The sequence below is a fragment of the Bradyrhizobium sacchari genome (genome assembly GCF_002068095.1).
Taxonomy (GTDB): domain Bacteria; phylum Pseudomonadota; class Alphaproteobacteria; order Rhizobiales; family Xanthobacteraceae; genus Bradyrhizobium; species Bradyrhizobium sacchari.
This window is the reverse complement of the sequence record NZ_LWIG01000026.1, coordinates 22,162-46,444: the sequence shown is the minus strand read 5'-3', so window position 1 is coordinate 46,444 and position 24,283 is coordinate 22,162. Positions and strand designations below refer to the sequence as shown.

Genomic DNA, 24,283 nt, shown 5'->3' with positions numbered 1-24,283 from the left:
GCCAGCCGCGAAGCCGGGCCAGAAGCCGCCACCACGATGCCAGCGACGGCCGCTCCAATTGCCGCTACCACCTTGCCAGTTGCCCGCGGTTGCGACGCTGCGGGTCCCGCTGAAAGACGGCGAGAGGGCGGGACGTGTCACCGGGGCGGCTGCGAAGCTGCCGCCGCTCGGACGCGCCACTGCGCCTGCTGCGAAACTGCTGCCGCCTGGCCGTACCGCGCCGGCCGAGAAACTGCCGCCGCCGCCGCGGAAGGCCGCGCCGCCGCCGCCAAAGTGAGCACCGCCGCCGCCACCGCCGAAATGCGCGCCGCCACCGCCACCGCCGAAATGCGCACCGCCGCCGCCGCCGTGGCCGCCACGGCCCTGGGCGAAGCTCGGCGTCGCCAGCGGAAGAACCAGCGCCAGGGCGGCTGCCGCGCTCAAGACTTGCAGACTTTTCATGGTCAAACTCCTTTTCCCGGAAGCCAACCCCACGACAGGGCGGTGGTTCCTGGATCACGCCGGTTTGCGCGTGAGGGGAGCCTTTCACCGGACCGCTGTACCCGGCATGAACGGATCGCGTCCGATTTGCGGCAGAGAGCGGGTCGCCAAGGCACGCATTTTCTAGAAGCACGCATTTGAAGGCACGCATTTGCGGCGGGTACGGCCGCATCCGGCGAACTGGACATTTCGCCCTCCGGATGGCATCAGGACCCCACGAAGCAGGGCCCTTGCCGCATGAAACAGTTCTTTCTGAAGTTCTTCACCTGGTGGAATGGCCAGACGTTTGGCACCCAGCTCTGGACCAAACGCTATGGCGAGCTGGTCGGCCAGGACGAGCAGGGCAACCTCTATTATCGCACCCGCGGCGGCGAGATCGATCCGACCCTCGGCTTCGAGCGGCGCTGGGTGGTCTATAACGGCTATGCCGAGGCGAGCCGCATCCCCCCGGCCTGGCACGGCTGGATCCATCACGTCGTCGACACCCCGCCGACCGAGATCAACTACCAGCCCCGCGAGTGGGAAAAGCCGCACCAGCCGAATCTCACCGGCACGGCCAAGGCCTACCGGCCCTCCGGTTCGACGCTCGCCAGCGGCAAGCGTCCCAAGGCGACCGGCGACTACCAGCCCTGGACGCCCGGCTAACCGCCGGCGCTTTTTCCATCGTCCGACTGAATGCACATGCATCCGCGCCACGCCGCTGTGGACAACGGGAACAGCGGGGATGCTGCCTGCGCGGCCGTTGAACTGATCCGGCCGATGCGGCTCAATGATCCCATCTTACGGAGATGGGAGACCATCGCGTTCGGTTCGGGCAACAGTTCGCGACTGTCCCGAAATGCAGCGGCCGCCGAGGAAGGACTCGATCGGGAGATAGGCCCCCGGTCCGGAAGCTCCGAAATCGCCCGATGTGAATGTGCAGCCGCCGTGAGACAGGAAAGGCCGCTTGGGAAACCGAGCGGCCTTTTTCTTTGATCGCAGTTCGTCAGCCGGTTTGTGCGCCTCAGTCGTAGCGCACCTTCGGGAAGAAGTCGCCGCGGCCTTCAGGCGTCATGTCGAGCAGGCCCCAGAGCGGATCGACCAGATCGCCGGCGCGATGATGCTGCTTCGGCGCGGGCGGCGCGAAGCTCATCTCCGAGCCCCAGAAGTGCCTGATCCTGCCGTTCGCTCTCTTGAAGACGTTGAAGATCGTTTCGTCCCAGTTCTGCCCCTCGGGAACGTGGTGCTGCGTGCGCATACCCCTGGAGAAATTCGAGGTGTCGCCGAAGTAATCCGCATCAAAGCTGTTGCCGGCGGTGGACAGCAGCGACAGATGATCCCAACCGCGTTCGTGGGCCCAGGCGGCGAGACGCGCGATCGGCGATTTCGCAACGATGTGAAGCGCGGCACGCTGGCCGACATGCCGTGCGGCGCCGTCGAGTCCGTCGAGCAAATGGGTGCAGCCGGGGCAGGGCAGCTCGCGCTCCGGCCCATACATGAAGCTGTACAGGATCAGCGTGTCATGCGGGCCGAACAGCTCCGACATCCTGACCTGTTCCGGCATGCTCGTTTTGCCGATGCGCTCGAAGACGTAATCCTGGGGCACCTCGCCGCCGAGCGGCAGCGCGCGACGCTTGGCGGAAACGGCCTCAATCTGAGCCCGGAGGGCAATCTCCTCATCCAGCAACGCATTTCGCGCAGCACGATACTCAGTGCTTTCGTTGGGGTAGTGGAGATGCTCCATGATTGCGCTCCGGATGCTGCTAGTTTCGTGGGGGCTTAACTCGTCCCCCAAAATCTCGGTTCCACGACCGAAGGTGGAATGCCGTCCGCACGCAACGTTTCTCAGAGATGGAGCGGCGGTGAGTTGCCGACCGGCATCATTTCGTAGGGCGGCTTCCAGCCCGGCAGCTCGGCGACACGCCGGCGCCAGCCATCAATGGCCGGGAAGGCGCTGGCAAGATCGAAACCCGTCTCCTCGCGCGGATAGTAGAGATAGCCCAGCAGAGAGAAGTCCACGATCGTCGGCCGGTCACCCAGCATGAAGCATCGTTGAGCGAGGTGCCGGTCCACGATCGAGAAGGCGCTTTCGGTCCGGGCTCGCAAGTAGGCGAGCACGGCCGGATGAGCGGGCTCCGGCATGAAGCAGCGCTGAAACCGGTGCTGCGCAAAGTTCGAGGTGAATTTGTGGTTGTCGAACAGCAGCCAGCGCATCGTCTCGAATGCCTCCTCGCTGGTCGGACGAAACAGGCCGTGCGTCTCGGCGAGCCACATCAGGATCGCACCGGACTGACTCATGTGCCGGCCATCGGCCTCGAGAACGGGGACCTCCCCCATGACGTTGGTCGCGGCCCGCCAGCCAGGGCGGCGGATTTCACCGCCGGCGAAATCGACGCCGACCGGCTCCCAATCGAGTCCTGCGCAGTTGAGGAATAGCGCGACCTTGAACGAATTGCCCGACGCTCCGACGCAGTGCAGGCGGTATCGTGCCATGGTCAGGTCCTCCTGCGCATGCGACCGGGAAGCGCCTGGAGAGGGCGGTCGCGATCCGGAGTGTCGCAATGGGCTCCTGACAGCGTCGTGTCAGCAGCGAGGCGCGTTTCAGAGCCGAGACATGCGATGACCGCGTGCTGCTCGTCCACGCTCCGTCATTGCGAGCGCCGCGAAGCAATCCAGAATCTTTCCGCGCCGGGACTCTGGATTGCTTCGCTGCGCTCGCAATGACGTGCCGATCCAGTTTGCACCAGCCTCGGGTCTCGTGCCCCGGACGCGGCGCAGCACGAAGTGGTACGCTTCAGAGCCGGGGCCTCATACTGCGGCATCCTGGGTCCCGGCTCAGCGGCGCAGCGTTGCACGCTGCGTCGCGTTCGGGACACGGGGTGTGGAGGCTACGCCAGCCGCTCCGCCGCGCGCTTCACGGCATCGAGGCGGTAGGCCTGCAAAGGCTCAATGCGCTGCTTGACGACAGTGAGCACTTCGGCGGGCGCGGTGTCGGGCGAGCCGGAATTGAACGGCGGTGCCGGATTGTATTCGATCCCGAGCTGGATCGCCTCCGCCGCGGTGCGGTCGATCAGGATCGACACCAGCATCAGTGCGAAATCGATTCCTGCGGTGACACCGCCGCCTGTGACGCGATTGCGATCGACGCAGACGCGCGTCTTGGTCGGCGTCGCGCCGAACTGGCCGAGCATCTCCATCGCGCTCCAATGGGTGGCGGCGCGGTAGCCCTTCAACAGGCCGGCGGCGCCGAGCGCCAGCGAGCCCGTGCAGACCGAGGTGACGTATTTGGCGCCGTCGGCCTGCCGGCGCAGGAATTCGAGCACCTCCTCGTCATTGAGCAGATCGTCGGTGCCGCGGCCGCCGGGCACGCAGATCACGTCGAGTTGCGGGCAGTCGGCGAATGTCGTGGTCGGCGTCACGATGAGCGCGGAATCGCTCGGCACCGGCTCGATGCGCTTCCAGATCAGATGCAGCTCGGCGCCGGGAACGGCGGAAAACACCTGCAACGGGCCGGTGAAGTCGAGCTGGGTGACGCGCGGGAACACCAAAAGTCCGATCTGGAGCGGTGCCGACATGAGAACCTCCAATGAAGAGCTTGACGGGCGCAAACTGGCATGATGCCCTTCTGTCCAAAATGGCGTAATTCCCTCACTTTCGGACATCACGTTAGGACTTGGCCCATGATTGGCATCCTGATCTTCCCGGACTTCCAACTGCTCGACGCGGCAGGTCCCATCTCGGTGTTCGAGATCGCGGCGCGCGCGTCCGGCAGGCCGCTGGCACTGCGGGTGCTGGCGCTGAAGGCGGGGCCCGTACGCAGCTCGTCGGGTGTCGAGATGATGGCGCGAGATTTCAAATCGGCGAATGCGATCACGACGCTGGTGATCGCAGGCGGCGCCGGCGTTGCGGAGGCTGCGCGCTGTGAGGTCACGCGCGCCTTCGTGCAGCGGCTGGCCAAGCGCGGCGCGCGGGTCGCCAGCGTCTGTTCGGGCGCGTTCGTGCTCGCAGAAGCGGGCCTGCTCGACGGCCGTCACGCCACCACCCATTGGGGGCGGACGCGCGAGTTCGTCGCGCGCTATCCGAGGGTGAAGTTCGAGCCGGACCAGATCTTCACCCGCGACGGCAATGTGTGGACGTCCGCGGGCATCAGCGCGGGAATTGACCTCGCGCTGGCGATGGTCACCGACGACCACGGCGAGGAGATCGCGCAGGCCACCGCGCGGCAGCTCGTGCTGTACCATCGCCGCAGCGGCGGCCAGTCGCAATTCTCCTCGCTGCTCGAATTGAAGACCCCGAATGGCCGCTTCGGCGCGCTGTTGTCCTGGGCGCGCGAAAATCTCGACGCGCCGCTGACGGTGGAAGAGCTCGCCGATCGCGCCGGGATGAGTGCGCGGCATTTTGCTCGCGCCTTCGCCGCCGAGACCGGCACGACGCCGTCCAAGGCGGTCGAGCGGCTCCGGCTCGAAGTCGCGCGCGAGCGCGTGCAGTCCTCGCGCGAGGCGATCGAGCTCGTCGCGGAGACGACCGGATTCCGCGACCCCGAGCGCATGCGGCGCGCCTTCATCCGCGCCTTCGGCCAGCCGCCGCAGGCGCTGCGGCGCGCGGCGCGGGCGGGATAGGAAGCCTCATTCGTTGTACGACCATGGAGGCGACAATGAGCGGGATGGAATACAGCAATGAGAACGCGAAGCGGCTCCAGAGACTCTATCTCACGGGCGATGTGAAGGCCCAGCGCGCGGAGACAATCCGGCAGCTCGATCTGTCTGCCGGCGAGCGCGTTCTCGATATCGGATGCGGTCCGGGCTATCTCTGCGAAAGCATGGCCGAGCTCGTCGGGCCTCATGGATCTGTCGTCGGTATCGATGTGTCTACCGACCTGATCGCCGCCTGCAACCGGCAGAAAGCGTCGGAGTGGATTTCATATGCCATCGGCAACGCGACGGAATTGGAGCATCCCGACGCGTCGTTCGACGCCGTCGTCTGCACTCAGGTCGCCGAGTACGTGCCCGATGTCGGCCGCGTCCTCATCGAAGCATTTCGTGTCCTGAAACCGGGCGGCCGAACGGTTTTCGTCGTAACGGATTGGGATGCCGTGGTCTGGCATTCCGACAATCGGGAGCGCATGGCCGCGGTCATGAGATCATGGGAGGCGCATTGCGCCCATCCGCGTCTGCCGAGAACGATGGCCTCCAGACTGATCAATGCCGGATTTCACCTGGACGGAGCATCCGTGTTTCCGATTCTGAACTTGCGGTACGATGACGAAAGCTACAGCAAGGGCCTGGCACTGGGGATCCGGGATTTCGTCAGCCGCATGAACGACGTTTCAGCCGACGATCTCGCCGCATGGCACAGCGAGTTCAAGCGCCTCGCCGAGGCCGGACAATATTTCTTCAGCACCAACCGCTATATCTTCAAGGCGTCGAAACCTGCTCCGGTGCCGACATGAGAGCTTTCTAGCTCGTGCTGTCTGCGGCAGCCGCGCCGGCGCCGTGGCGGTGCGCCGTCAGCCGCCGCGCGATCGGCGTCAGCAGATAGGGCGCAAGGTGGATTGGAAACTGGGTCAGCGCGAAATAGAGCCAGGTCGTCGGCGGCAGCGCGCCCGCGGTTGCCGCCAGCATCAGGCCGAGATTGCGCTGTGACACCATCAGGCCGATCGCGAACGCGCGCTCGGTGCCGGCGCGGCGGAAGATCAGCGTCGTCACGGCCAGCAGGGTGAAATAGACCGCGAAGGCGAGCAGCGCGACGCCGATCGCGAATACGGGATCGGCGACGAAGTCATGCGCCACGTCGCCCATCACGGCGGAGGCGAAGACCAGCAGGATGAGGATGTTGAAGCCGTCGATCGGCCGCTTGTGACGCTGGATCGTTTTCGCGCCGACCATCCAGCGGATCGCGGTTGCGGCGACGAGCGAGGCCGCGAGGATGCCGAGCAGCTTGAGGCCGAGCGTGAGCGGCGAGATGCTGAGCATGCCGCCGAGAAACAGGCTTGCGAACGACGAGGCCGTGAACGGGACGAGCGCGGTCGCCGTGACCAGCGCGACGAGCGGGAGCGTCGCATCGAGGCCGATCAGCGCGGCGAGCGCCGGCGCTGCCATCATCGGCGAGGCCATGGCCTGGAGCATCAGCGCGAGGAAGAGGCCGGGCGAGCTGCTGTCGAGGCCACTGCCACGGGCGAGCAGCCCAACGATCAGCGGCACGCCGATCGTGGTCCAAGCCGTCGCGGCGGCGATCATTGCCGGCCGGCGGAGATGTCCGTAGAGCGCGACGAGATCGACGCGCATGAAGGAGATGCAGAGCAGGCAGAGGATCGCCTCAGTCACATAGGGGCGCAGCAGCGCGCCGAGCGGCGGCACGGCGACCGCGATAAACGCGATCGCCGCCACGGCGCGCGTGCCCTGGTCGCCGAGCCAGGTCAGGGCGCGCAGGGGGAGGGCGAAGAGGGGTTGAAGGATGGGCGGCATGGAGGAAGGCGGTCAGCCCAATCCCTTCAGCCACGTGCCGATCTCGCTGACGGCGACATTGGCCTGTTGCAGCAATTTGCCCATGGTGAAGAAGCCGTGGAACTGTCCGGGATAGTGCTTGTACGCGACCGATACGCCGGCCTGCTTCAGGCGGTGGGCATATTCGTCGCCTTCGTCGCGCAGGGGATCGGCGCCGGCGGTCAGCACATAGGCGGGCGGCAGGCCGGCAAGGTCTTGCGCGCGCGCCGGCGAGGCGCGCCAGTCGTGGAGGTCGGCGATGCCATTGAGATAGTGATCGCGGAACCAGCGGATCACCGAATGCGTCAGCAGCACGCTGGTCTCGGGCTCGCTATGGGAGCCGTGCGTCATGGCGAAATCGGTCGCCGGATAGATCAGCAGCTGGCCGGCGATCGCGGGGCCGCCGGCGTCCCGGGCGGCGAGCGCGACGACCGCGGCGAGATTGCCGCCGGCGCTGTCGCCGCCGACCGACAGGCGCAAGGCGTCGATGCCGAGCTCGCGCGCATTGGCGGCGATCCATCTGGTCGCGGCGATCGCGTCATCGGCGGCGGCGGGAAACTTGTGCTCGGGCGCGAGGCGGTAGTCGACCGAGATCACGCTCAAGGCGCCCGAAACCGCGAGCTGGCGGCAGACCACATCGTGGGAGTCGAGATCGCCGATCACCCAGCCGCCGCCGTGGAAGAACCCCAGCGCGGGCGACAGGCCGTTGTGCCGGCGCGGCTCGTTCGGAACGTAGAGACGGGCGGCGATCTCCCCGTGCGGCGCCGGGATTGCGAGAGAGGTGACGCGGGCGAGTTCCGGCGGCTCGGGGTTGGTGGCAAAGCGCGCCTGCAAATAATAGTCGCGCGCTTCCGGCGCGGTCAGGGTCTCGTAGGCGGGCCGGCCGGCCTCCTGGAACGCCCTGTAGACGGCGGCGGCATCGGGATCGAGGACAACGGGCATCGGCGACCTCTTCAGGCTTCTGGTTATGGTTGGACGTCGTCATGGGAAGGCGAGTGCCCGCCTTGGGCCCGGGAGAGGGCATTCCGACTATCCCATCCGGAGGCCGGTCTGGCCAGTCGGGGCCGGGAAGGGCAGGGATGCCGCCCTTCCCCCGCCGTATTCGGCGTGTTAACCCGAGGGCCTGCGAGCGGCGGTATCCCCTATATAGAATGTCCAACGAGCCCGATTCGCTGTTGAAGCCGCGCGAGATGTTCAAAACCTTTACCCTGACAGGCCTTGCGGCGCTTTTGGCCGCCACCGCGCTGACGGTTGCGACGCCCGCGCAGGCGCAGATCGGCACGATCTTCTCTGATCCGCCGCCGCGGCCGCCGGGTAGCATTCCACGCGGCCAACCGCAGCCGCAGATGCCCGACGACGATGAGGAAGTCCCCGAGCTGCCGCCGCAGGGCCGTGTGCTGCCCTCGCGCCCGATGGCGCCGCCACCCGGACGCCAGGGCAATGCCTTACCCGGGCCGGTAGAGACCCAGCCTCTGGCGCCGCCGCCGGGCTCGACCGTCGCGCCGCCCAACCAGCCGCCCTCCGTCGCGGTGGCACCGCCCAATAGTCCGCAAGCCGTCCCAGGTGCGCCCGGCCAGCGCCAGCCCCCGCAGAAGGGCGGGCCGGGCGGTGTCGTGCCGCAGACGCCGGCGAGCCTGCAGCCGGGCGACGAGGTCGTGACCGAGCCGCCGGCCCAGAAGATCGTCAACAAGAAGGCGACCTTCTCCGGCCTCGACAAGATCACCGGGCGCATCATCAATTTCGACGAGGAGATCGGCGAGACCGTCCAGTTCGGCGCGCTCCGCGTCAAGACCGACGCCTGCTACACGCGGCCGGCGACGGAAGCCGCCAACACCGACGCCTTCGTCGAGGTCGACGAGATCACCTTGCAGGGCGAGGTGAAGCGGATCTTCTCGGGTTGGATGTATGCGGCAAGCCCCGGCCTGCACGGCGTCGAGCATCCGATCTACGACATCTGGCTGACCGACTGCAAAGAGCCGCAGCAGACCATAGCGACCGCGGCGCCGGATCCCGCGAACAAGCCGCCGCCTCCGCCGCCGCCCGCGCAGAAGAAGGCCGCGCCGAAGCAGGCCGTGCAGCAGCGCCCGCCGCAGCCGTTGCCGCCTCCGCCGCAACAGCAGCCGGCTCCTCCGCCGCCGCCGGAGCAGCGGCCAGGCCTGTTCGGTCTCCCGGGGTTTGGGCGCTAGCCCAAATCCCCCCGGATTCGCCCGCTAAGAGTGCTATCGATTATTGCCGCGAGGCGATGATCTCGAGCGCGCGTGCGCCCGGGACCGCTTCGCCTGACGAGAGCCGCAGGAACTCGCCGGGATCTCCAGCGAGCGCCTTGTCGAGCAGCGCGGTGTAGCGCCGCCGTGAAATTTCGACGGCGCCGAAGCTCTTCAGATGATCGGTGACGTATTGCGTGTCGAGCAGCTCGAAGCCGCCATGGATCAGCCGCGCCACCAGATGCACCAGCGCGACCTTGGAGGCATCGCGCGCGGTGTGAAACATGCTCTCGCCGAAGAAGGCCCGGCCAAGGCTCACGCCGTAGAGGCCGCCAACGAGCTCGTCGCCCTGCCAGGCCTCGACGCTGTGGCAATGGCCGAGCTCGAACAGGCCGCCGTAGAGGTCGCGGATGCGCTTGTTGATCCAGGTGTCCTCGCGCCCTTCCTGCGGCGCGGCGCAGCCGGCGATCGTGGCCTTGAATGCAGTGTTGACGGTGACGCGAAACGCATCCGAACGCACGGTTCGCGCGAGCCGCGAGGCGACGCGAAAACCGTCGAGCGGGATGACGCCGCGCAGCTCCGGTTCGACCCAGAACAGGGTCGGATCTTCGGCGCTCTCGGCCATCGGAAAGATGCCGCAGGCATAGGCGCGCAGCAGCACGGCCGGCGTGATCTCAGACGAGGCGGAATCGCGCGAAGTCATAACTTGCGACAATAGCAGGATCGCAGGCCGGTTGCGATGGGGACGCGGATCAGCTCGCGGCGGCGCTGTTGGCCGCGCCGGGCGGCGCAGGCGTGCGCTGGAACCTGAGCACGATGCGCGTTCCGGAATGGGCGGGGTCACGCTCGACCGAGGCGTCGAGCTTGGTCGCCATGGCTGCAACGATGCGCTGGCCCATGCCGGTCGAACGCGGGTCGGCCTTGACGTTGTCGCCGACGCCGTCGTCGGCGATCGTCAGCACCAGATCCTCGCCCTGCGCCGTCAGCTCCACATGGATCGGGCCGGCGCCATCAGGATAGGCGTATTTCACCGCGTTCATCACCAGCTCGTTGACGATGATGCCGACCGCGACGGCGCGGTCCGGGTCGATCTCGATCGGCTCGGCCTTCAGCGTCAGGCGCGACATCCGGTTACCTTCGGCCGAGCGGCGGAGATCCTCGAGCAGCGAATCCAGATACTGGTTCAGCACCACGCTCTTCAGGTCCTGCGAGGTGTAGAGGCGGCGGTGCACCTGCGCGACCGCGGCGACGCGGCCCATCGCGTTGGTCAGCGCGGCCTTGACCTCGTCCTGCGCGGCGGAGCTGGCTTGCAGGTGCAAGAGCGAAGCGATGATCTGGAGCGAGTTGCCGACGCGGTGATTGACCTCGCGCAGCAAGAGCTCGCGTTCGGCGGCAAGCGCGGCGTAGCGGTCGCGCGAGGCGTGAATCTCGGCTTCAGCCTCCTCCCGTGCCCTCTGCAGCTCGGCCTGGCGCAGCGCGCCCTCGGCGGCGACGTGCAGCAGGGGGACGAAGTCGCCCTTGACGTCCTTGACGAGATAATCGGCCGCACCCGCCTTCAGCGCGGTGACCGCGATGCTGGAGTCCTGCGACGCCGTGACGAACACCACGGGAGGGGCGTCCGGGATCGCCATGATCTGCTCGAGCGTATCGAGGCCGTCGAGGCCCGGCATGTACTGGTCGAGCGCCACGACGTCGATGCCGCCGTCCGCGCCGGCTTTGCGGATGTGCTCGAGGCCTTCCTCGCCGCTGACGGCATGGATGACCCTGTAGCCGCGCCGGGTCAGGCCGCGCTCGACCAGACGCGCCAGCGCGTCATCGTCGTCGATATAGAGCAGTGTCGGCGTTCGCTGGTTCATGGGGCGGCAGGCGGAACCTGAATGACGGAGAAGAACAGCCCGAGCTGCCGGATGGCGTTGGCGAAATTCTCGTAGTTGACGGGCTTGGTGATGTAGACGTTGCAGCCGAGCTCGTAGCAGCGCTTGATCTCCTGGGAATCGTCGGTGGTCGTGAGCACGACCACCGGCGAGGCCTTGAGATGTCTGTTCTCCTTGATCTGCTTCAGGATGTCGATCCCGCTCATGTCGGGCAGGTTGAGGTCGAGCAGGATCAAGAGGGCGTTGCCCTTCTGGGGAAGCCCGCTGCCGTCGGCGCCGAACAGGTGCTTCATCGCATCGGTACCGTTGGCGAACGAGAGGATCTCGTTGTTGACGCCGGAGCGGCGGATGTTGCGCTCGATCAGCCGGGCGTGGCCCTCGTCGTCCTCGATCATGATGATGGTAACTGGCTGCGTCATCGATCTGCGTTCCGGGTGCTGGCGTTCCAGGCGATGGGCAGCGTGATGGTGAAGGTGCTGCCCGCGTTCAGTTCCGACGATACCGACATGGTGCCGCCGAGACGGCGCACAAGTGCACGGACATGGGCAAGGCCTATGCCCTGTCCCGGCTTATCCTGGGTTCCGGCGCGGCGGAACAGGTCGAAGATCCGCTGATGATCCTTCGGATCGATGCCGCGGCCGTTGTCGCTGATCTCGAAGATGGCGTAGCCGAGCTTGGTCCGCCCGCGGATTCTGATCTCGCCGGGTACCCCGCTCTTGAGATACTTGATCGCGTTGTCGATCAGGTTGGAGAAGATCTGCTCGAGCGCAAGGCGGTCGCTGACGATGTCAGGCAGCGGCTCGATGTGGATCTCGGCCTGCGCTTCCGCGGCCTGATGCGCCAGCGTTGACACGATGGCCTCGACGAACTCGCGGATGTCGATCTTCTCCGGCTGAAATTCGCGCCGGCCCTCGCGGGTGAGGTTGAGGATCGCCGAGATCAGCCGGTCCATCTTGGCGATTGACGATTTGATGAAGCCGAGCGCCTCGGAAAACTCTTCAGAAAGTTGCTTGTCGGCACCTTCGAGCGCGATCTCGTCTGTGGCGCCGGGCACCAGAGGTGGCCCGTCCGCCGGGACGTGGGTGAGGCTGCTGACACGGCGAAAGATGTCGCCGCCGAGCTCTTCGAGCTCGCTGGTGAAGCCCATGATGTTGACGAGCGGTGAGCGCAGATCGTGGCTGACAATATAGGCGAAGCGCTGGATCTCGTTGTTGGCTTCGCGCAGGTCGGTCGTGCGTTCGTCGACGAGGGCCTCCAAATTGGCGTAGGCATCGCGCAGGCGGGTGTCGGCCTCGTCGCGAATGCGTGCCGAGCGCCGCAGCAGCCAGATCGAGATCAGGGCGAGCACCACCACGAGGCCCGAGCCGATGCCGGTGAGAGATGCGGCCAGCGTCTGGCTGCGGTCGGCATTGACGGTGCGGAGCCGGAAGAGCCGTTCCTCTTCGCGGATCATCGCGTTGCCGAGATTGCTGATCGTGGTGGTGGTATTGCCGGCGGCGGCCTCGCGGACGAGGGCCTTGGCATCGTCGGGCCGACCCTGCCTGATGAAATCCATCTCGCGCGAGAACTGGCCGAGCCGGGTCTCGATCGCGGCGCTCAGCTTCTCGATGACCTCGCGCTGCACCGGATTGTCGCCGATCTGACGTGTGAGCTTGTCGAGCGCCGGAATGATCGCCGCGACGGCCCGCTCATGGTCCGCCTGGAAATCCGGGCCCTGGGTCAGGAGAAAGCCGCGGGCGGCGCTCTCGGCGCGCCGGACCTCGAGCAGCAGCGCGTTGACCTGGTTCTCCACCTCGATGGTGTGGAGCACCCATTTACTGTCATCTCGCGCCTTGTTGACGAGGTACACGGAGCCGGCGCTGATCACGGTCAGCACCAAAAGGCCCGCCGCGAACAGCAGGACCTGCCAAAATGCGCGCCGCCGCTGCGCTTCAGCCGTCACGACGGTGTCGCCCCGTAGATATCAAGGGAAATCCAAGGCCCCGTTTCAAACAGCTCCCAGCTGCTCAAAACGCGCGTGAAGGCAATGGGTTCCCGCCGGCGAAGATTTTATTTGGACGCGGGTTCCGTCTTGCCAGCCAGATATTGTTCCAGCCAGTGGATGTGATAGTCGCCGTTGATGATGTCGTCCTCGCGCACCAGGGCGCGGAACAGCGGCAGCGTGGTCTCGATGCCTTCGACCACCATCTCGTCCAGGGCCCGGCGCAGCCGCATCAGGCATTCCGCGCGCGTCTTGCCGTGCACGATCAGCTTGCCGACGAGCGAGTCGTAATAGGGCGGGATCGTGTAGCCCTGATAGACGGCTGAATCGATCCGGACGCCCAGCCCGCCGGGCGGATGGTATTGCTGGATCCGGCCGGGCGAAGGGCGGAAGGTCTGCGGGTTCTCGGCATTGATGCGGCACTCGATCGCATGGCCGATGACCTGGACTTCCTCCTGCTTCGCCGGCAAGTCGCCACCGGCGGCGATGCGGATCTGTTCCAGCACCAGGTCGATGTCGGTGATGCTCTCGGTGACGGGATGCTCGACCTGGATGCGCGTGTTCATCTCGATGAAGTAGAACTCGCCGTCCTCGAACAGGAATTCGATGGTGCCGACGCCGAGATATTTCATCTCGCGCATCGCCTTCGCGCAGGTCTCGCCGATCTTGGCGCGCGCCGCGGCGGTGAGCACGGGCGAGGGACCTTCCTCCCAGACTTTCTGGTGGCGGCGCTGCAGTGAGCAGTCGCGCTCGCCGAGATGAATCGCGCCGCCGCGGCCGTCGCCGAGGATCTGGATCTCGATATGGCGCGGCTTCTGGAGATATTTTTCCAGGTAGACCGAGGCGTCGCCAAAGGCCGATTTGGCCTCGGTGGCCGCCGTCGACAGCGCCAGCTGGAGGTCGGCCTCGGTGTGCGCGACCTTCATGCCGCGGCCGCCGCCACCCGCCGCCGCCTTCACCAGCACGGGAAAGCCGATCTTCTTCGCGATCGCCATGGCATCGTCATCGGGGCCGACCGCGCCGTCCGAGCCGGGTACCACGGGGATGCCGAGCCTCTTGGCGGTCTTCTTGGCCTCGATCTTGTCGCCCATCAGGCGGATGTGCTCGGCCTTGGGACCGATGAAATGCAGATTGTGCTCGCCAAGGATCTCCGCAAAGCGCGCATTCTCTGACAGGAAGCCGTAGCCGGGATGCACGGCGTCGGCGCCGGTGATCTCGCAGGCCGCGAGCAGCGCCGGCACGTTGAGATAGCTGTCCTTGGACGCCGGCGGTCCGATGCAGACGCTCTCGTCCGACAGACGCACATGCATGGCGTCGGCGTCGGCGGTCGAGTGCACGGCGACCGTCGCGATCCCGAGCTCCTTGCAGGCCCTGAGGATGCGAAGGGCGATCTCGCCGCGGTTGGCTATGAGGATCTTGTCGAACATGGTGCCCTTAAGGGACTGGCGCGCGAAAAGCGGCGAGGGCGGACGGGCCGCCCCCAACAATTACTCGATGATGACGAGCGGCTCGCCGTACTCGACCGGCTGGCCGTCCTCGACCAGGATCTGCGTCACCGTGCCTGATCGCGGCGAGGGGATCTGGTTCATGGTCTTCATGGCCTCGATGATCAGCAGCGTCTGACCGACCGAGACCTTGGAGCCGACCTCGATGAACGGCTTGGCGCCGGGCTCCGGCGCCCAATAGGCGGTGCCGACCATCGGCGAGGTCACGGCGCCCGGATGTTTGGAAAGGTCGGCGCCGGCCGCCGCGGGCGCAGCAGTGCTTGCTGCCACCGGCACGGCAGCGGGAGCGACCGCCGCCATCGGCATCGGCATGGTCGCGGCGACGCTGATGTTGCGGGCGACGCGCAGGCGCAGGCCCGCGCGCTCGATCTCGATCTCGGTGAGGCTGGTCTCGTCGAGCAGAAGAGCGAGCTCGCGGACGAGCGCGGAATCCTCGCTGGAAAACTTTGCGGCTGCTTTGTCGTCTGGCTGGCGCGCCATGTTCTTGATCCGAATGTTCTGTTGAAGGGAGCGTCAGGCTTTGGGCTTGATGGCGAGCTTGGCGGCCAGGCCCTGGATGGCGAGGCGGTAGCCCTCGATGCCGAAACCACAGAGCGAGGCGAACGCCGCGCGTGCGGTGTAGGAGTGGTGACGGAAGCTCTCGCGGGCGTGGATGTTGGTCACGTGCACCTCGACCGTCGGGATCTGCACCGCGAGCAACGCGTCGTGCAGCGCGATCGACGTGTGCGAATAGCCACCGGCATTGATGATGATGCCCTTCATCTTGCGGGCATGCGCCTCGTGGATGAAGTCGATCAGCTCGCCCTCGCGGTTGGACTGCCGGCAGTCGGCCTTGAGGCCGAACCCTGCCGCCGTCTCGCGGCACAGCACCTCGACGTCGGCCAGCGTCGCATGGCCATACTTCTCGGGCTCGCGCGTCCCCAGCATGTTGAGGTTGGGCCCGTTGAGAACGAGGATCGTGTCGGTTGCTGGTTCTGCCATTCCAATCCCGGAAGAGGTGCTTCGGCGTGGCGGGTTATAGGTAACAAAGCGTCCTAGGGGAAGCCTTGAAGGACCTCCCAAGGGCCCTCAGGTACCTCATCCGGGGTGCAAAAACCTGTGCGGAAGTTACGGAAATTGCTTGTTAACCAGTCTAAAGCATGGGTCGCCGGCCAAACGCGAGGAGGCGGGCATTGCTGCCCGCCTCCAGGGGTTGGTCGCCACCTGACTTACACGTCGAGGATCGCGACGATCTCGTAGGTGTTCGGATCGATGATCACGATCTGCTCGCGGACCATGACGTAGCGGTAGTTGCGCCATTCCGGATAGATCGTCGCAACCCGGGACGGCAGGGCGTGCAGCTCGATGCCCTCGCGCGGAATGCGGGTGCCGACCGAGACCGAGAAGTTCACATTGGACACGGGGGCCACGCGCTGCTCGCGGATCACCGAGGTGATCTGGGTCCGCTGCTCGGTCGAGAGCTTGGCGCCGGCGCCAGCCTGGCCCACCGTCGTGCTGGTGCTGGTCTGGCCCTGAGCGTTCTGGCTGGTGCTGGTGCCGGTCTGACCCTGAGCATTCTGGTTGGTGCTCGTGGTACCCTTCTGGTTCTCGGCATTATTGGTCGAGGTGCCGCTCTTGCTGCCCTCAGCCTTCATGTCCTTGTCCTTCTGGCCGGACTTGGTCGTGTCCTTGCTCGTGTCCTGGCTCATGCTCTTGGACTTGTCCTGATGACCCTGCGCGCGCTCGTCGGTGCGCTGGCCCTTGGTCGCGCCGGCCTTGTCCTCGGCGGCGTTCTTGTTCATCTCGCGACCCTGATGCTCGTCCTTCATCGCGCCGGACGACTTGTCCTCTGCGGCCCGATCGGACTTCATGCTGCCGGCGCCGCCGGCCTGGCCAACGGTGCCCTTCTCGTGAGCGGAGTCACGGCCCATCGAGCCGCGCTCAGCCGCGCCACCGGAAGGCTGCGAGTGCTGCATCTGCTGTTGCGAGCCAGCGCCGCCACTGTCGCGGCCCTTGTCTTGTGCGTTCGCCAGACCGGTGCCGGCGACAAGCGCGAGAGCGGCAACCGAGATCATAAAGCGGTTCAACATCGAAAATCTCCTCACGTGTTTCCTTGCGTCATTGCCCGCGCCACCAACGAAAGCAGATTTGAGTTGTTCCGGAACATCGGCGGTTCCCCGGCATTTGTTTCCTAAACGCGAGATGAACGTGGGCGCCTGATTTCGCGCCAGGATTCGCCAATGAAAAAGGCCGGCTTTTTCAGCCGGCCTTTTTGCATTCGTGAGTTGCGAAAGTGGCGATCAGCACGTCGCCTTGCCGCAGCGGGCAACGCCGATCTTTTCCTTCAGGCCTTCGAGGCCGATGGCGCCGATCACGATCTGCTTGCCAATCACGTAGCTCGGCGTGCCGTTCATGCCCATCGCTTCCGCGAGCTTGAAGTTCTCCTCGATGGTGGCGCGCACCTCGGGGCTGGCGAGGTCCTTCTCGATCTTTGCCGTGTCGAGGCCGGCGTCCTTGGCCGCCTGCATGGCGCGCGCCTTGTCGGCCGCGCCGCGGCCGCCGAGCAGCTTCTGATGGAAGTCGAGATATTTCTTGCCGGAGGGATCCTGCATGCGCACGGCGACGGCGACCTGGGCGGCTTCCACCGAGCCCTGGCTCAGCACCGGAAACTCCTTCAGCACGACCTTCAGCTTCGGATCGCCCTTCATGAGGTTGAGCATGTCGTCCATGGCACGCTTGCAGTAGCCGCAATTGTAGTCGAAGAACTCGACGAAGGTGACGTCGCCCTCCTTGTTGCCGAGCACGACCTGGCGCGGCGAGTTGAAGATCGCGTCGGCGTTCTGCGCGATGCTGGCCTCGTGCTTCTGCGTCTCGGCGGCGGCCTGGCGCTTGCTGAGCTCGGTCATCGCCTCCTCGAGCACCTCGGGATGGGTGACGAGATAGTTCTTGATGATCGCCTCGATGTCGGTGCGCTGGGCATCGGAGAAGCTGTCGGCCGACGCGGGCGCGGCTGCGCCGAACATGGCGAGCGCAAACAGCGCGGGGGCAAGCAGACGCAGCGAAGGCATAGGCAAATCCTCTTATCCAAAGCAGGTTTCGGAAAACGTCCCGGCGGACTCAAAGCTCGGTGTCGTGACGTCGTGGTCTTAAGGCGTCGTTCCAGTTTTCAGTTGCGCGGCGGCTTGGCTGCCACGATGTCGTCGGCCTTGACCCATCCGGGCGTGCCGACGGCGAAACGGGTTTTCGCGCGCGTTGCAAGCTCGCGGGCGGTCTTGTTGTCGCCGCGCAAGTAGGCGGCCTGCGCCGAGGCGAGATCAGCCTCGGCATAGTCGCCCTTGCGGCCATAGGCCATCGCGAGCTGGGTGTAGCCGAGCGGCGCCTCGGGCTCCCGCGCCACGGCGGCGCGGAGAATCCGGACGGCATCGTCGGTGTAGGCCTTATTATCGGTTCCAACCAGAGCCTGCCCAAGTAACATCTCGATGAGGGGTGAGTTGTTCGAAAGCGCCACCGCCTTGCGCAGCGGAGCAATGGCCTCGGCCGGCTTGCCGCTTTCGAGCAGCGCCTGGCCGCGCACCTCGTAGAAGTACGGGTTGTTGGGCTGGACCTGGATCAGGGCGTCGATCTGGGCGAGCGCGCTCCGCAGATCGCCGTGCAAATAGGTGCTGATGGCCCGGGCATAGCGCGCCGGCATGCTGTCGTTGGTCTGCGGATAGCGGCGGTACACCGTCTCTGGCCGCTCCATGAAGGCCGAGATCTTGGCGCGCACCATGTCGTGGCGGAGCTGGAGCGCGGGATCGTCCTTCTTGTCCCAGTAGGGACTGCTGCTGGCGAACTCCTGCAGCGCCGCGACGCGCTCCGCCGGCATCGGATGCGACTGCAGATAGGGATCGGCGCCGCGCGCGGCGAACAGGCTCTCGCTGGTGAAGCGCTTGAAGGTCTCGTACATGCCCTTCGGCGACTGCTGGGTCGCTGTCAGGAATTTCACGCCGGCGCGGTCAGCGTTCTCCTCCTGCTGGCGCTGGTAGGACAGCAGCGTGCGGCGGATCATCTCCTGGGGACCGGCGATCGCGGCCGCGCCGGCGTTGGCAAGGCCGTTGTTGCCGGCGCTGCTGCGCTGCGCGCTCCCGGCGGCAATCGCGCCGGCGCCGAGCAGCATCGCGATGATCATCTGGGTTTGCGCGGTGGCGAGCTGCTCGCGCAGCTTGGACAGATGGCCGCCGGCCAGATGCCCGGTCTCATGCGCGAGCACGCCGATGATCTGGTTCGGCGTCTCCGACTGGAGGATCGCGCCCCAATTGACGAAGATGCGGCGGCCGTCCGCGACGAACGCGTTGAACGAGCCGTCGTTGATGATCACCATCTGGATGTTCTGCTTTTCCAGACCGGCGACGCGCAGGATTGGGCGGGTATATTCGCGCAGGAGCTGTTCGGTCTCGGTGTCGCGCAGGATCGGCGGCCCCTTGCTCTGCGCGCGTGCCGGAGGCAGCGGCGTCAGCGCGATCGCCGCAGCCGTGACGAGGGCGGTGAGGGCGGAGGCCTTCTTGCGCAATGCGATCTGGAACAACATCAAGCGGTCTTGGTCAAACGGTCTGGCAGGCAGTTTTGTGATTGGTTTTGGCGATTGGCGGCGGACCGGATACGCGATATGGCCTATGAGCCGTACCCCTTATGAGCCGTACAATACGGCCAGTCTGGGGCGCAAGCGCCCCGTTTTTAAGGACCGGATGGACCGGTCCGCCAGCGAAATAGCAGAAATCGATGCAGGATGCGACATTGAGGAACCGGTTGGGGCAGTGGCTTGAGCCCTCCCGCCGCAGCGATGTTCCTCCGTTCATGGTGATGGACGTGATGGCCGCCGCGGCCCGAATCGAGGCCGCCGGGGGCCATGTCATCCACATGGAGGTCGGCCAGCCTGCGGCCGGCGCGCCAAAGACGGCGATCGCCGCCGCCCATGCGGCGCTCGAGGCGGGCCGGATCGATTATACCTCCGCGCTCGGCATCCCATCCTTGCGGGAGCGCATCGCCCGGCACTATCGCGACGTCTATCGGTGTGACGTCAGCCCCGAGCGGGTCGTGGTGACGACGGGCTCCTCCGGCGGCTTCATCCTCGCGTTCCTGTCGATGTTCGAGCCCGGCGATCGTGTCGCCGTGACGGTGCCGGGGTATCCGCCGTACCGTCACATCCTCACCGCGCTCGGCTGCGAGCCGGTGCTGATCGAGACCACGAACGAGACGCGTCATGCGCTCACCGGCGAGGCGCTGCTTGCCGCCCATCGCAAGGCGCCGCTGAAGGGCGTGCTGGTCGGCAGTCCCGCCAATCCGACGGGAACGATGATGTCCCGCGAGGCGCTGTCCGGCCTGATCGCGGCGGCGGAAGACGCTAAGATCCGCTTCATCTCGGACGAGATCTATCACGGGCTCGACTATGCGTTTCCGGCGGCCACGGCGGCGGCGCTGTCCGACCACGCACTCGTGATCAACTCGTTCTCGAAGTATTTTTGCATGACGGGCTGGCGTGTCGGCTGGATGGTCGTGCCCGAGATCCTGGTGCGCCCGATCGAGCGGTTGCAGCAGAACCTGTCGATCTCAGTGCCGGCGCTGTCGCAGATCGCGGCCGAGGCCGCCTTCGACGGCGCCGCCGAGATGGAGGAGATCAAGCACGGCTACCAGGAAAACCGGCGCATTCTGATCGAAGGATTGCCCAAAGCAGGCCTCAGCAAGTTCCTGCCTGCCGATGGTGCGTTCTACCTCTATGCCGACGTCTCCGATTTCACCTCGGACAGTTTCGAGTTCGCCAAGCAGATGCTGGAACAGGCTCGCGTCGCGGCGACGCCCGGCCTCGATTTCGACCCCATCCATGGCCGCTCGTTCATACGGTTCTCCTATGCCCGTTCGGCAGAAGAGATGCGGGAGGCAGTTGACCGGATCGCGCACTGGCTTAAATAGCCGCCAGTTTTCGCCAGCCTCCCGGAGTTGAACTTGTCTGACCGTTCCGCGCCCACCGCCGCCACGCATTCTCCTCTCGCCGCCTTGATGTGGCCGACCCGTCCGGGCGAAGCCGTCGGCGCATTGCGCGCCATCGTGCTGATTGCGCTTGGCACCGCCTTGATGGCGCTGTCGGCCAAGGTGAACCTGCCGCTCCCCTACGTGCCCATGACGCTGCAGACGCTGGTGGTGCTGATGATCGGCGCCGCCTATGGCTGGCGTCTTGGCAGCGCAACCATGATCGCCTACCTCGCCGAGGGCGCTCTTGGCCTGCCGGTGTTCGCCGGCCCAGTGGGTGGGATTGCACCGCTGGTCGGCCCGACCGCGGGCTATCTGTTCGGCTTCGTGCTGGCGGCCTTCGTGACCGGCTGGCTCGCCGAGCGCGGCTGCGATCGCAGCGTGGTGCCGCTGTTCGCCGCGATGGCCGTCGGCCACGTCGTCATTCTGGCCGCCGGCTTCGGCTGGCTGGCTTTCGGCCTCGGTCTTGGCGTGGCCAAGGCCTGGCAGGTCGGCATCGCGCCGTTCATCGCGGCGTCGCTGGTCAAGAACGCACTGGGCGCGACGCTGATGCCGGCAGCCCGCCGGATCGTCGATCGCCGCGGGTAAAGCACGCCATTCCGAGCGGTTCCAATTGACAGGGCCGGCCAAGTTGATCTTGGCTGGTCACAACGTTCGAGGGGGAGTGAAACGATGACGACGACAACGATGGCGGGGGCGCCGGCCGCGCCGGCCGCAGCCAAGCCGTGGTACAAGATTCTCTATGTCCAGGTGCTGATCGCCATCGTGCTCGGCGCCATCGTCGGGTGGCTCTGGCCAACGCTCGCCACCAACGACTGGATCAAGGCGATGGGCGACGGCTTCATCAAGCTGATCAAGATGGTGATCGCCCCGATCATCTTCTGCACCGTGGTCTCGGGCATCGCGCACATCCAGGACGCCAAGAAGGTCGGGCGCATCGGCGTCAAGGCGCTGGTCTATTTCGAGATCGTCTCGACCTTCGCGCTGGTGATCGGCCTCGTGATCGGCAATCTCGTGAGGCCGGGCGCGGGCTTCGGCAACGCGGCAGCGAACGAAGCGGCGGTTGCGAACTATGCCAAGCAGGCCGCCGGCCAGAAGTCCGTCGACTTCGTGCTGCACATCATTCCCGACACCGTGGTCGGCGCCTTCGCGCAAGGCGAGATCCTTCAGGTGCTGCTGTTCTCGGTGCTGTTCGGCTTCGCCATCATGAGCCTGGGTGAGCGCGGCCACACCATCCGCAACTTCATCGACGATGCCGCGCATGCGGTTTTCGGCGTCATCTCGATCGTGATGCGCGCGGCGCCGATCGGCGCGTTCGGTGCGATGGCCTACACCATCGGCAAGTTCGGCACCGGTGCCATCCTCAATTTGATCGGCCTGATCGCGACGTTCTACCTGACCGCCGCGCTGTTCGTGTTCGTGGTGCTCGGGATCATCGCGCGCATGGCGGGGTTCTCGATCTTCAAGTTCCTGGCCTACATCAAGGACGAACTGCTGATCGTGCTCGGCACCTCGTCCTCGGAAAGTGCGTTGCCCTCCTTGATGGAGAAGCTGGAACGGCTCGGCTGCTCCAAGTCGGTGGTCGGCCTCGTCGTGCCCACGGGTTACTCGTTCAACCTCGACGGCACCAACATCTACATGACGCTGGCCACGCTGTTCATCGCGCAGGCGCTCGGCTTCGATCTCACCTTCGGCCAGCAGCTCACGATCCTGGTCGTGGCGATGCTGACCTCGAAGGGCGCCTCCGGAATCACCGGCGCAGGCTTCATCACGCTGGCCGCGACGCTTGCGGTGGTCGACCCGCGCCTCGTGCCGGGCATGGCGATCGTGCTCGGCATCGACAAGTTCATGAGCGAGTGCCGTGCGCTGACCAATCTGTGCGGCAACGGCGTCGCCTGCGTGATCGTCGCCTGGTGGGAGGGCGAGCTCGACCGCGACAAGCTCAACGCCAACCTTTCCAAGCAGGTCGACCCGACCGACATGGAGACGGCGATCACCACGGACTGATCCCGGTCCGACAGCGCGGGCGCTGTCAGACCTCGAAGTAATAGGGCTGGGATCGGGGCGGCCCTCGACGTTGAAGCTCGAGTATTCGAACGATAAGGTGCCGTGAACGGGCCGGCGACGCCGAAGGATGCCGAGCGCATCAGAAAGCTGCTGCTGAGCGAACAGGCTGACAGAATCCGGCGTCTTTACCGCGAGCGGCGGCCGTCCGGCCTTGATCCTTAGCCGTGCGCTAGAAGCGCTCCGGCCGATACGGCGTGGGATCGATCGACGGCGTCTCGCCGCTCATGATCTCGGCGAGCAGGCGCCCGGTCGCAGGCCCCAGTGTAAAGCCCTGATGGCCGTGACCAAAGTTCATCCAGAGACCGGGATGGCGCGGGGCTTGTCCGAGGACCGGCAGCATGTCGGGCGTGCAGGGGCGGGTGCCGAACCACGGATCGGGCTCGACGCGCCTGCCGAGGTCGATCAGCTCGCGTGCGGAAGCTTCGGCGCTGGCGAGCTGCACGGGGGTCGCGAGCGCATCCGGACCTGTCAGCTCGGCGCCGGTGGTGATGCGGATGCCCTTGGCCATCGGGCCCATGGCGTAGCCGCCGCCCTTGTCCACGAGCGGCAGATCGAGCGAGGCGCCGCCGCTGTAGTGCATGTGGTAGCCGCGCTTGCGCACCAGCGGGATGCGATAGCCGAATTTGTAGAGCAGATCGGGCGACCACGGTCCCAGCGTCACGACGGCATGGGCGGCATCGAGGCGCCCCTCGTCGGTGTCGACCGACCAGCCGCTCGCGGTCTGCTGCAAGCTTTGCGCATCACCGAGCACGATCCGGCCGCCGAGCCGCGTGAACAGCTCGGCATAGGCCGTCACCAGTGCGCCCGGATCGGACACGGTCCAGGTGTCGAGCCAGTGGATCGCGCCAGGCAGATCGTCGCGCAGGATCGGCTCGGCCTTCGTCAATTCGCTGCCTGACAACACGCGAAAGTTCACGCCGAATTCGCGCTGGTCCTGCTCGGCGTCCTTGATCGAGTGCTCCAGGGCGGCGGCATCGCGGTACAGCGCCCGGTAGCCGGCGCGGCGGATCAGATTGTCCGCATGGGCCTCGCGAATGAGGATGTCGTGCTCGCTTGTGGCGTAGCCGATCAGCCGTGCCCAGCCGACGATGGCTTCGCGATGCCGCTTCGGCGCCGAATGCCACCAGTAGCGCAGCAGCGGCTCGATGTGGCGATGGAGCGAGGACAGGCTGTAGCGCACGTCGTTGGTGCGGCCGGTCGCGATCTTCACGAGGGTAGCGAGGTCGCGCGGCATCGGATAGGGGCGCACGGCTTCGGCCTGGATCATGCCGGCATTGCCGTAGCTGGTCTCGCGGCCGGGCTCCCTGCGGTCGACGAGCGTGACGGCCCAGCCGCGCCGCTGCAGGTGCAGCGCCGCACCCACGCCGACCATGCCGCCGCCAAGAACGATCGCGCTTTGCATCGGAACAAGTCTCCTGTCAGGCCCGGGTCATTCCCAGGTGAGAAAATCGGGCGCGGCCGACAGCGGCGGCGCCGCAGCGAGCCGCGCGAGGTCGGGCACGGGCCGGCATAGTTGTGCATCGTTCGCGAACGCCGCCTCGATGCTCGCGGCGACCGAGAGCACGATGGCATCGCCGCCGCGTGGGCCGACGATCTGCAGGCCGAACGGCAGGCCGGCTTCGTCAAGACCAAGCGGAATGCTGATCGCGGGATGGCCCGCGAGGGTGACCCCATAGGCGAGCGCGAGCCAGTGGAAATAGGACTTCGTCGGCACGCCGTCGATCTCGGC

Annotated in this window: 23 protein-coding genes and 2 pseudogenes; 7 read left to right on the top strand and 18 right to left on the bottom strand. The window is 66.1% G+C overall.

Going from position 1 to position 24,283, the window contains the following annotated elements; all coding sequences use genetic code 11:
* Positions 1–441 (bottom strand): annotated as a pseudogene (locus tag A5906_RS24150) (BA14K family protein); the annotation flags it as partial.
* A 276-nt stretch (positions 442–717) separates the two neighbouring features.
* Here A5906_RS24150 and A5906_RS24145 point away from each other — a divergent pair.
* Positions 718–1,125, top strand: a complete 408-nt coding sequence (locus tag A5906_RS24145) for an NADH:ubiquinone oxidoreductase subunit NDUFA12 (protein ID WP_080137787.1) — start codon at positions 718–720, stop codon at positions 1,123–1,125.
* Positions 1,126–1,483: 358 nt separating this feature from the next.
* On the opposite strand, the gene A5906_RS24140 is transcribed toward A5906_RS24145, so the two are convergent.
* From A5906_RS24140 to A5906_RS24130, 3 genes are all read right to left on the bottom strand, one after another.
* Positions 1,484–2,203, bottom strand: coding sequence for a DUF899 family protein (locus A5906_RS24140; RefSeq protein ID WP_080137786.1), 720 nt, complete (start codon positions 2,201–2,203; stop codon positions 1,484–1,486).
* A 101-nt stretch (positions 2,204–2,304) separates the two neighbouring features.
* Positions 2,305–2,952 carry a glutathione S-transferase family protein gene (locus tag A5906_RS24135; protein ID WP_080137785.1) on the bottom strand — a complete coding sequence of 216 codons (648 nt, stop codon included), beginning with the start codon at positions 2,950–2,952 and terminating at the stop codon, positions 2,305–2,307.
* Positions 2,953–3,347: 395 nt separating this feature from the next.
* The gene (locus A5906_RS24130; RefSeq protein ID WP_080137784.1) at positions 3,348–4,034 is read right to left on the bottom strand and encodes a DJ-1/PfpI family protein; all 687 of its coding nucleotides are present in this window, start codon (positions 4,032–4,034) and stop codon (positions 3,348–3,350) included.
* A gap of 105 nt (positions 4,035–4,139) precedes the next feature.
* Between A5906_RS24130 and A5906_RS24125 the strand changes: the two genes are divergently transcribed.
* The gene (locus A5906_RS24125; RefSeq protein WP_080137783.1) at positions 4,140–5,078 is read left to right on the top strand and encodes a GlxA family transcriptional regulator; all 939 of its coding nucleotides are present in this window, start codon (positions 4,140–4,142) and stop codon (positions 5,076–5,078) included.
* Between the two features lie 23 nt (positions 5,079–5,101).
* Positions 5,102–5,908 (top strand): methyltransferase domain-containing protein, encoded by an 807-nt coding sequence (locus A5906_RS24120; RefSeq protein WP_080137782.1) that lies wholly within the window; start codon positions 5,102–5,104, stop codon positions 5,906–5,908.
* A gap of 7 nt (positions 5,909–5,915) precedes the next feature.
* Here A5906_RS24120 and A5906_RS24115 read toward each other — a convergent pair whose 3' ends face one another.
* Positions 5,916–6,923: a Na+-dependent transporter gene (locus tag A5906_RS24115; protein WP_080137781.1), complete on the bottom strand. Its 1,008-nt coding sequence runs from the start codon at positions 6,921–6,923 to the stop codon at positions 5,916–5,918.
* A 12-nt stretch (positions 6,924–6,935) separates the two neighbouring features.
* The gene (locus tag A5906_RS24110) at positions 6,936–7,883 is read right to left on the bottom strand and encodes an alpha/beta hydrolase (protein WP_080137780.1); all 948 of its coding nucleotides are present in this window, start codon (positions 7,881–7,883) and stop codon (positions 6,936–6,938) included.
* 209 nt (positions 7,884–8,092) lie between these two features.
* Between A5906_RS24110 and A5906_RS24105 the strand changes: the two genes are divergently transcribed.
* Positions 8,093–9,127, top strand: coding sequence for a DUF2155 domain-containing protein (locus A5906_RS24105; RefSeq protein ID WP_080137779.1), 1,035 nt, complete (start codon positions 8,093–8,095; stop codon positions 9,125–9,127).
* 40 nt (positions 9,128–9,167) lie between these two features.
* On the opposite strand, the gene aat is transcribed toward A5906_RS24105, so the two are convergent.
* From aat to A5906_RS24055, 10 genes are all read right to left on the bottom strand, one after another.
* Positions 9,168–9,848 carry a leucyl/phenylalanyl-tRNA--protein transferase gene (gene aat / locus A5906_RS24100; RefSeq protein WP_080137778.1) on the bottom strand — a complete coding sequence of 227 codons (681 nt, stop codon included), beginning with the start codon at positions 9,846–9,848 and terminating at the stop codon, positions 9,168–9,170.
* 49 nt (positions 9,849–9,897) lie between these two features.
* Positions 9,898–11,001: a sensor histidine kinase gene (locus A5906_RS24095; RefSeq protein WP_080137777.1), complete on the bottom strand. Its 1,104-nt coding sequence runs from the start codon at positions 10,999–11,001 to the stop codon at positions 9,898–9,900.
* Positions 10,998–11,438, bottom strand: coding sequence for a response regulator (locus tag A5906_RS24090; protein ID WP_080137776.1), 441 nt, complete (start codon positions 11,436–11,438; stop codon positions 10,998–11,000). Before A5906_RS24090 ends, A5906_RS24095 begins: the two co-directional genes overlap by 4 nt.
* Positions 11,435–12,961: a sensor histidine kinase gene (locus A5906_RS24085; RefSeq protein ID WP_080137775.1), complete on the bottom strand. Its 1,527-nt coding sequence runs from the start codon at positions 12,959–12,961 to the stop codon at positions 11,435–11,437. The genes A5906_RS24090 and A5906_RS24085 overlap by 4 nt, the downstream gene beginning before the upstream one ends.
* Positions 12,962–13,068: 107 nt before the next feature.
* On the bottom strand, positions 13,069–14,427 hold the full coding sequence (accC, locus tag A5906_RS24080; protein WP_080137774.1) for an acetyl-CoA carboxylase biotin carboxylase subunit: 1,359 nt from the start codon (positions 14,425–14,427) through the stop codon (positions 13,069–13,071).
* Positions 14,428–14,487: 60 nt separating this feature from the next.
* Positions 14,488–14,985 carry an acetyl-CoA carboxylase biotin carboxyl carrier protein gene (gene accB / locus A5906_RS24075; RefSeq protein WP_080137773.1) on the bottom strand — a complete coding sequence of 166 codons (498 nt, stop codon included), beginning with the start codon at positions 14,983–14,985 and terminating at the stop codon, positions 14,488–14,490.
* Between the two features lie 33 nt (positions 14,986–15,018).
* Positions 15,019–15,486: a type II 3-dehydroquinate dehydratase gene (gene aroQ / locus A5906_RS24070; RefSeq protein ID WP_080137772.1), complete on the bottom strand. Its 468-nt coding sequence runs from the start codon at positions 15,484–15,486 to the stop codon at positions 15,019–15,021.
* A gap of 227 nt (positions 15,487–15,713) precedes the next feature.
* The gene (locus A5906_RS24065) at positions 15,714–16,574 is read right to left on the bottom strand and encodes a DUF1236 domain-containing protein (RefSeq protein ID WP_080137771.1); all 861 of its coding nucleotides are present in this window, start codon (positions 16,572–16,574) and stop codon (positions 15,714–15,716) included.
* Between the two features lie 210 nt (positions 16,575–16,784).
* Positions 16,785–17,552: a DsbA family protein gene (locus A5906_RS24060; protein WP_080137770.1), complete on the bottom strand. Its 768-nt coding sequence runs from the start codon at positions 17,550–17,552 to the stop codon at positions 16,785–16,787.
* Positions 17,553–17,650: 98 nt separating this feature from the next.
* On the bottom strand, positions 17,651–19,051 hold the full coding sequence (locus tag A5906_RS24055; protein ID WP_080137769.1) for a M48 family metalloprotease: 1,401 nt from the start codon (positions 19,049–19,051) through the stop codon (positions 17,651–17,653).
* A gap of 191 nt (positions 19,052–19,242) precedes the next feature.
* Here A5906_RS24055 and A5906_RS24050 point away from each other — a divergent pair, with 191 nt between their 5' ends.
* The 3 genes from A5906_RS24050 to A5906_RS24040 all read left to right on the top strand — a co-directional run bounded on the left by A5906_RS24050 (position 19,243) and on the right by A5906_RS24040 (position 22,494).
* Positions 19,243–20,430, top strand: a complete 1,188-nt coding sequence (locus A5906_RS24050) for a pyridoxal phosphate-dependent aminotransferase (protein ID WP_080137768.1) — start codon at positions 19,243–19,245, stop codon at positions 20,428–20,430.
* Positions 20,431–20,517: 87 nt separating this feature from the next.
* Positions 20,518–21,075 carry a biotin transporter BioY gene (locus A5906_RS24045; RefSeq protein ID WP_080137767.1) on the top strand — a complete coding sequence of 186 codons (558 nt, stop codon included), beginning with the start codon at positions 20,518–20,520 and terminating at the stop codon, positions 21,073–21,075.
* Between the two features lie 84 nt (positions 21,076–21,159).
* Positions 21,160–22,494 carry a dicarboxylate/amino acid:cation symporter gene (locus tag A5906_RS24040; RefSeq protein ID WP_080137766.1) on the top strand — a complete coding sequence of 445 codons (1,335 nt, stop codon included), beginning with the start codon at positions 21,160–21,162 and terminating at the stop codon, positions 22,492–22,494.
* A 229-nt stretch (positions 22,495–22,723) separates the two neighbouring features.
* On the opposite strand, the gene A5906_RS24035 is transcribed toward A5906_RS24040, so the two are convergent.
* Positions 22,724–23,956: an NAD(P)/FAD-dependent oxidoreductase gene (locus A5906_RS24035; RefSeq protein WP_080137765.1), complete on the bottom strand. Its 1,233-nt coding sequence runs from the start codon at positions 23,954–23,956 to the stop codon at positions 22,724–22,726.
* Between the two features lie 27 nt (positions 23,957–23,983).
* Positions 23,984–24,283: pseudogene (locus A5906_RS44925) on the bottom strand (amidase family protein); the annotation flags it as partial.

Bases quoted from the DNA above. Each gene is read 5' to 3' on its own strand.
- A5906_RS24145 (WP_080137787.1), top strand. From the start codon at position 718: ATGAAACAGTTCTTTCTGAAGTTCTTCACCTGGTGGAATGGCCAGACG.
- A5906_RS24140 (WP_080137786.1), bottom strand. From the start codon at position 2,203: ATGGAGCATCTCCACTACCCCAACGAAAGCACTGAGTATCGTGCTGCG.
- A5906_RS24135 (WP_080137785.1), bottom strand. From the start codon at position 2,952: ATGGCACGATACCGCCTGCACTGCGTCGGAGCGTCGGGCAATTCGTTC.
- A5906_RS24130 (WP_080137784.1), bottom strand. From the start codon at position 4,034: ATGTCGGCACCGCTCCAGATCGGACTTTTGGTGTTCCCGCGCGTCACC.
- A5906_RS24125 (WP_080137783.1), top strand. From the start codon at position 4,140: ATGATTGGCATCCTGATCTTCCCGGACTTCCAACTGCTCGACGCGGCA.
- A5906_RS24120 (WP_080137782.1), top strand. From the start codon at position 5,102: ATGGAGGCGACAATGAGCGGGATGGAATACAGCAATGAGAACGCGAAG.
- A5906_RS24115 (WP_080137781.1), bottom strand. From the start codon at position 6,923: ATGCCGCCCATCCTTCAACCCCTCTTCGCCCTCCCCCTGCGCGCCCTG.
- A5906_RS24110 (WP_080137780.1), bottom strand. From the start codon at position 7,883: ATGCCCGTTGTCCTCGATCCCGATGCCGCCGCCGTCTACAGGGCGTTC.
- A5906_RS24105 (WP_080137779.1), top strand. From the start codon at position 8,093: ATGTCCAACGAGCCCGATTCGCTGTTGAAGCCGCGCGAGATGTTCAAA.
- aat (WP_080137778.1), bottom strand. From the start codon at position 9,848: ATGACTTCGCGCGATTCCGCCTCGTCTGAGATCACGCCGGCCGTGCTG.
- A5906_RS24095 (WP_080137777.1), bottom strand. From the start codon at position 11,001: ATGAACCAGCGAACGCCGACACTGCTCTATATCGACGACGATGACGCG.
- A5906_RS24090 (WP_080137776.1), bottom strand. From the start codon at position 11,438: ATGACGCAGCCAGTTACCATCATCATGATCGAGGACGACGAGGGCCAC.
- accC (WP_080137774.1), bottom strand. From the start codon at position 14,427: ATGTTCGACAAGATCCTCATAGCCAACCGCGGCGAGATCGCCCTTCGC.
- accB (WP_080137773.1), bottom strand. From the start codon at position 14,985: ATGGCGCGCCAGCCAGACGACAAAGCAGCCGCAAAGTTTTCCAGCGAG.
- aroQ (WP_080137772.1), bottom strand. From the start codon at position 15,486: ATGGCAGAACCAGCAACCGACACGATCCTCGTTCTCAACGGGCCCAAC.
- A5906_RS24065 (WP_080137771.1), bottom strand. From the start codon at position 16,574: ATGTTGAACCGCTTTATGATCTCGGTTGCCGCTCTCGCGCTTGTCGCC.
- A5906_RS24060 (WP_080137770.1), bottom strand. From the start codon at position 17,552: ATGCCTTCGCTGCGTCTGCTTGCCCCCGCGCTGTTTGCGCTCGCCATG.
- A5906_RS24055 (WP_080137769.1), bottom strand. From the start codon at position 19,051: ATGTTGTTCCAGATCGCATTGCGCAAGAAGGCCTCCGCCCTCACCGCC.
- A5906_RS24050 (WP_080137768.1), top strand. From the start codon at position 19,243: ATGCAGGATGCGACATTGAGGAACCGGTTGGGGCAGTGGCTTGAGCCC.
- A5906_RS24045 (WP_080137767.1), top strand. From the start codon at position 20,518: ATGTGGCCGACCCGTCCGGGCGAAGCCGTCGGCGCATTGCGCGCCATC.
- A5906_RS24040 (WP_080137766.1), top strand. From the start codon at position 21,160: ATGACGACGACAACGATGGCGGGGGCGCCGGCCGCGCCGGCCGCAGCC.
- A5906_RS24035 (WP_080137765.1), bottom strand. From the start codon at position 23,956: ATGCAAAGCGCGATCGTTCTTGGCGGCGGCATGGTCGGCGTGGGTGCG.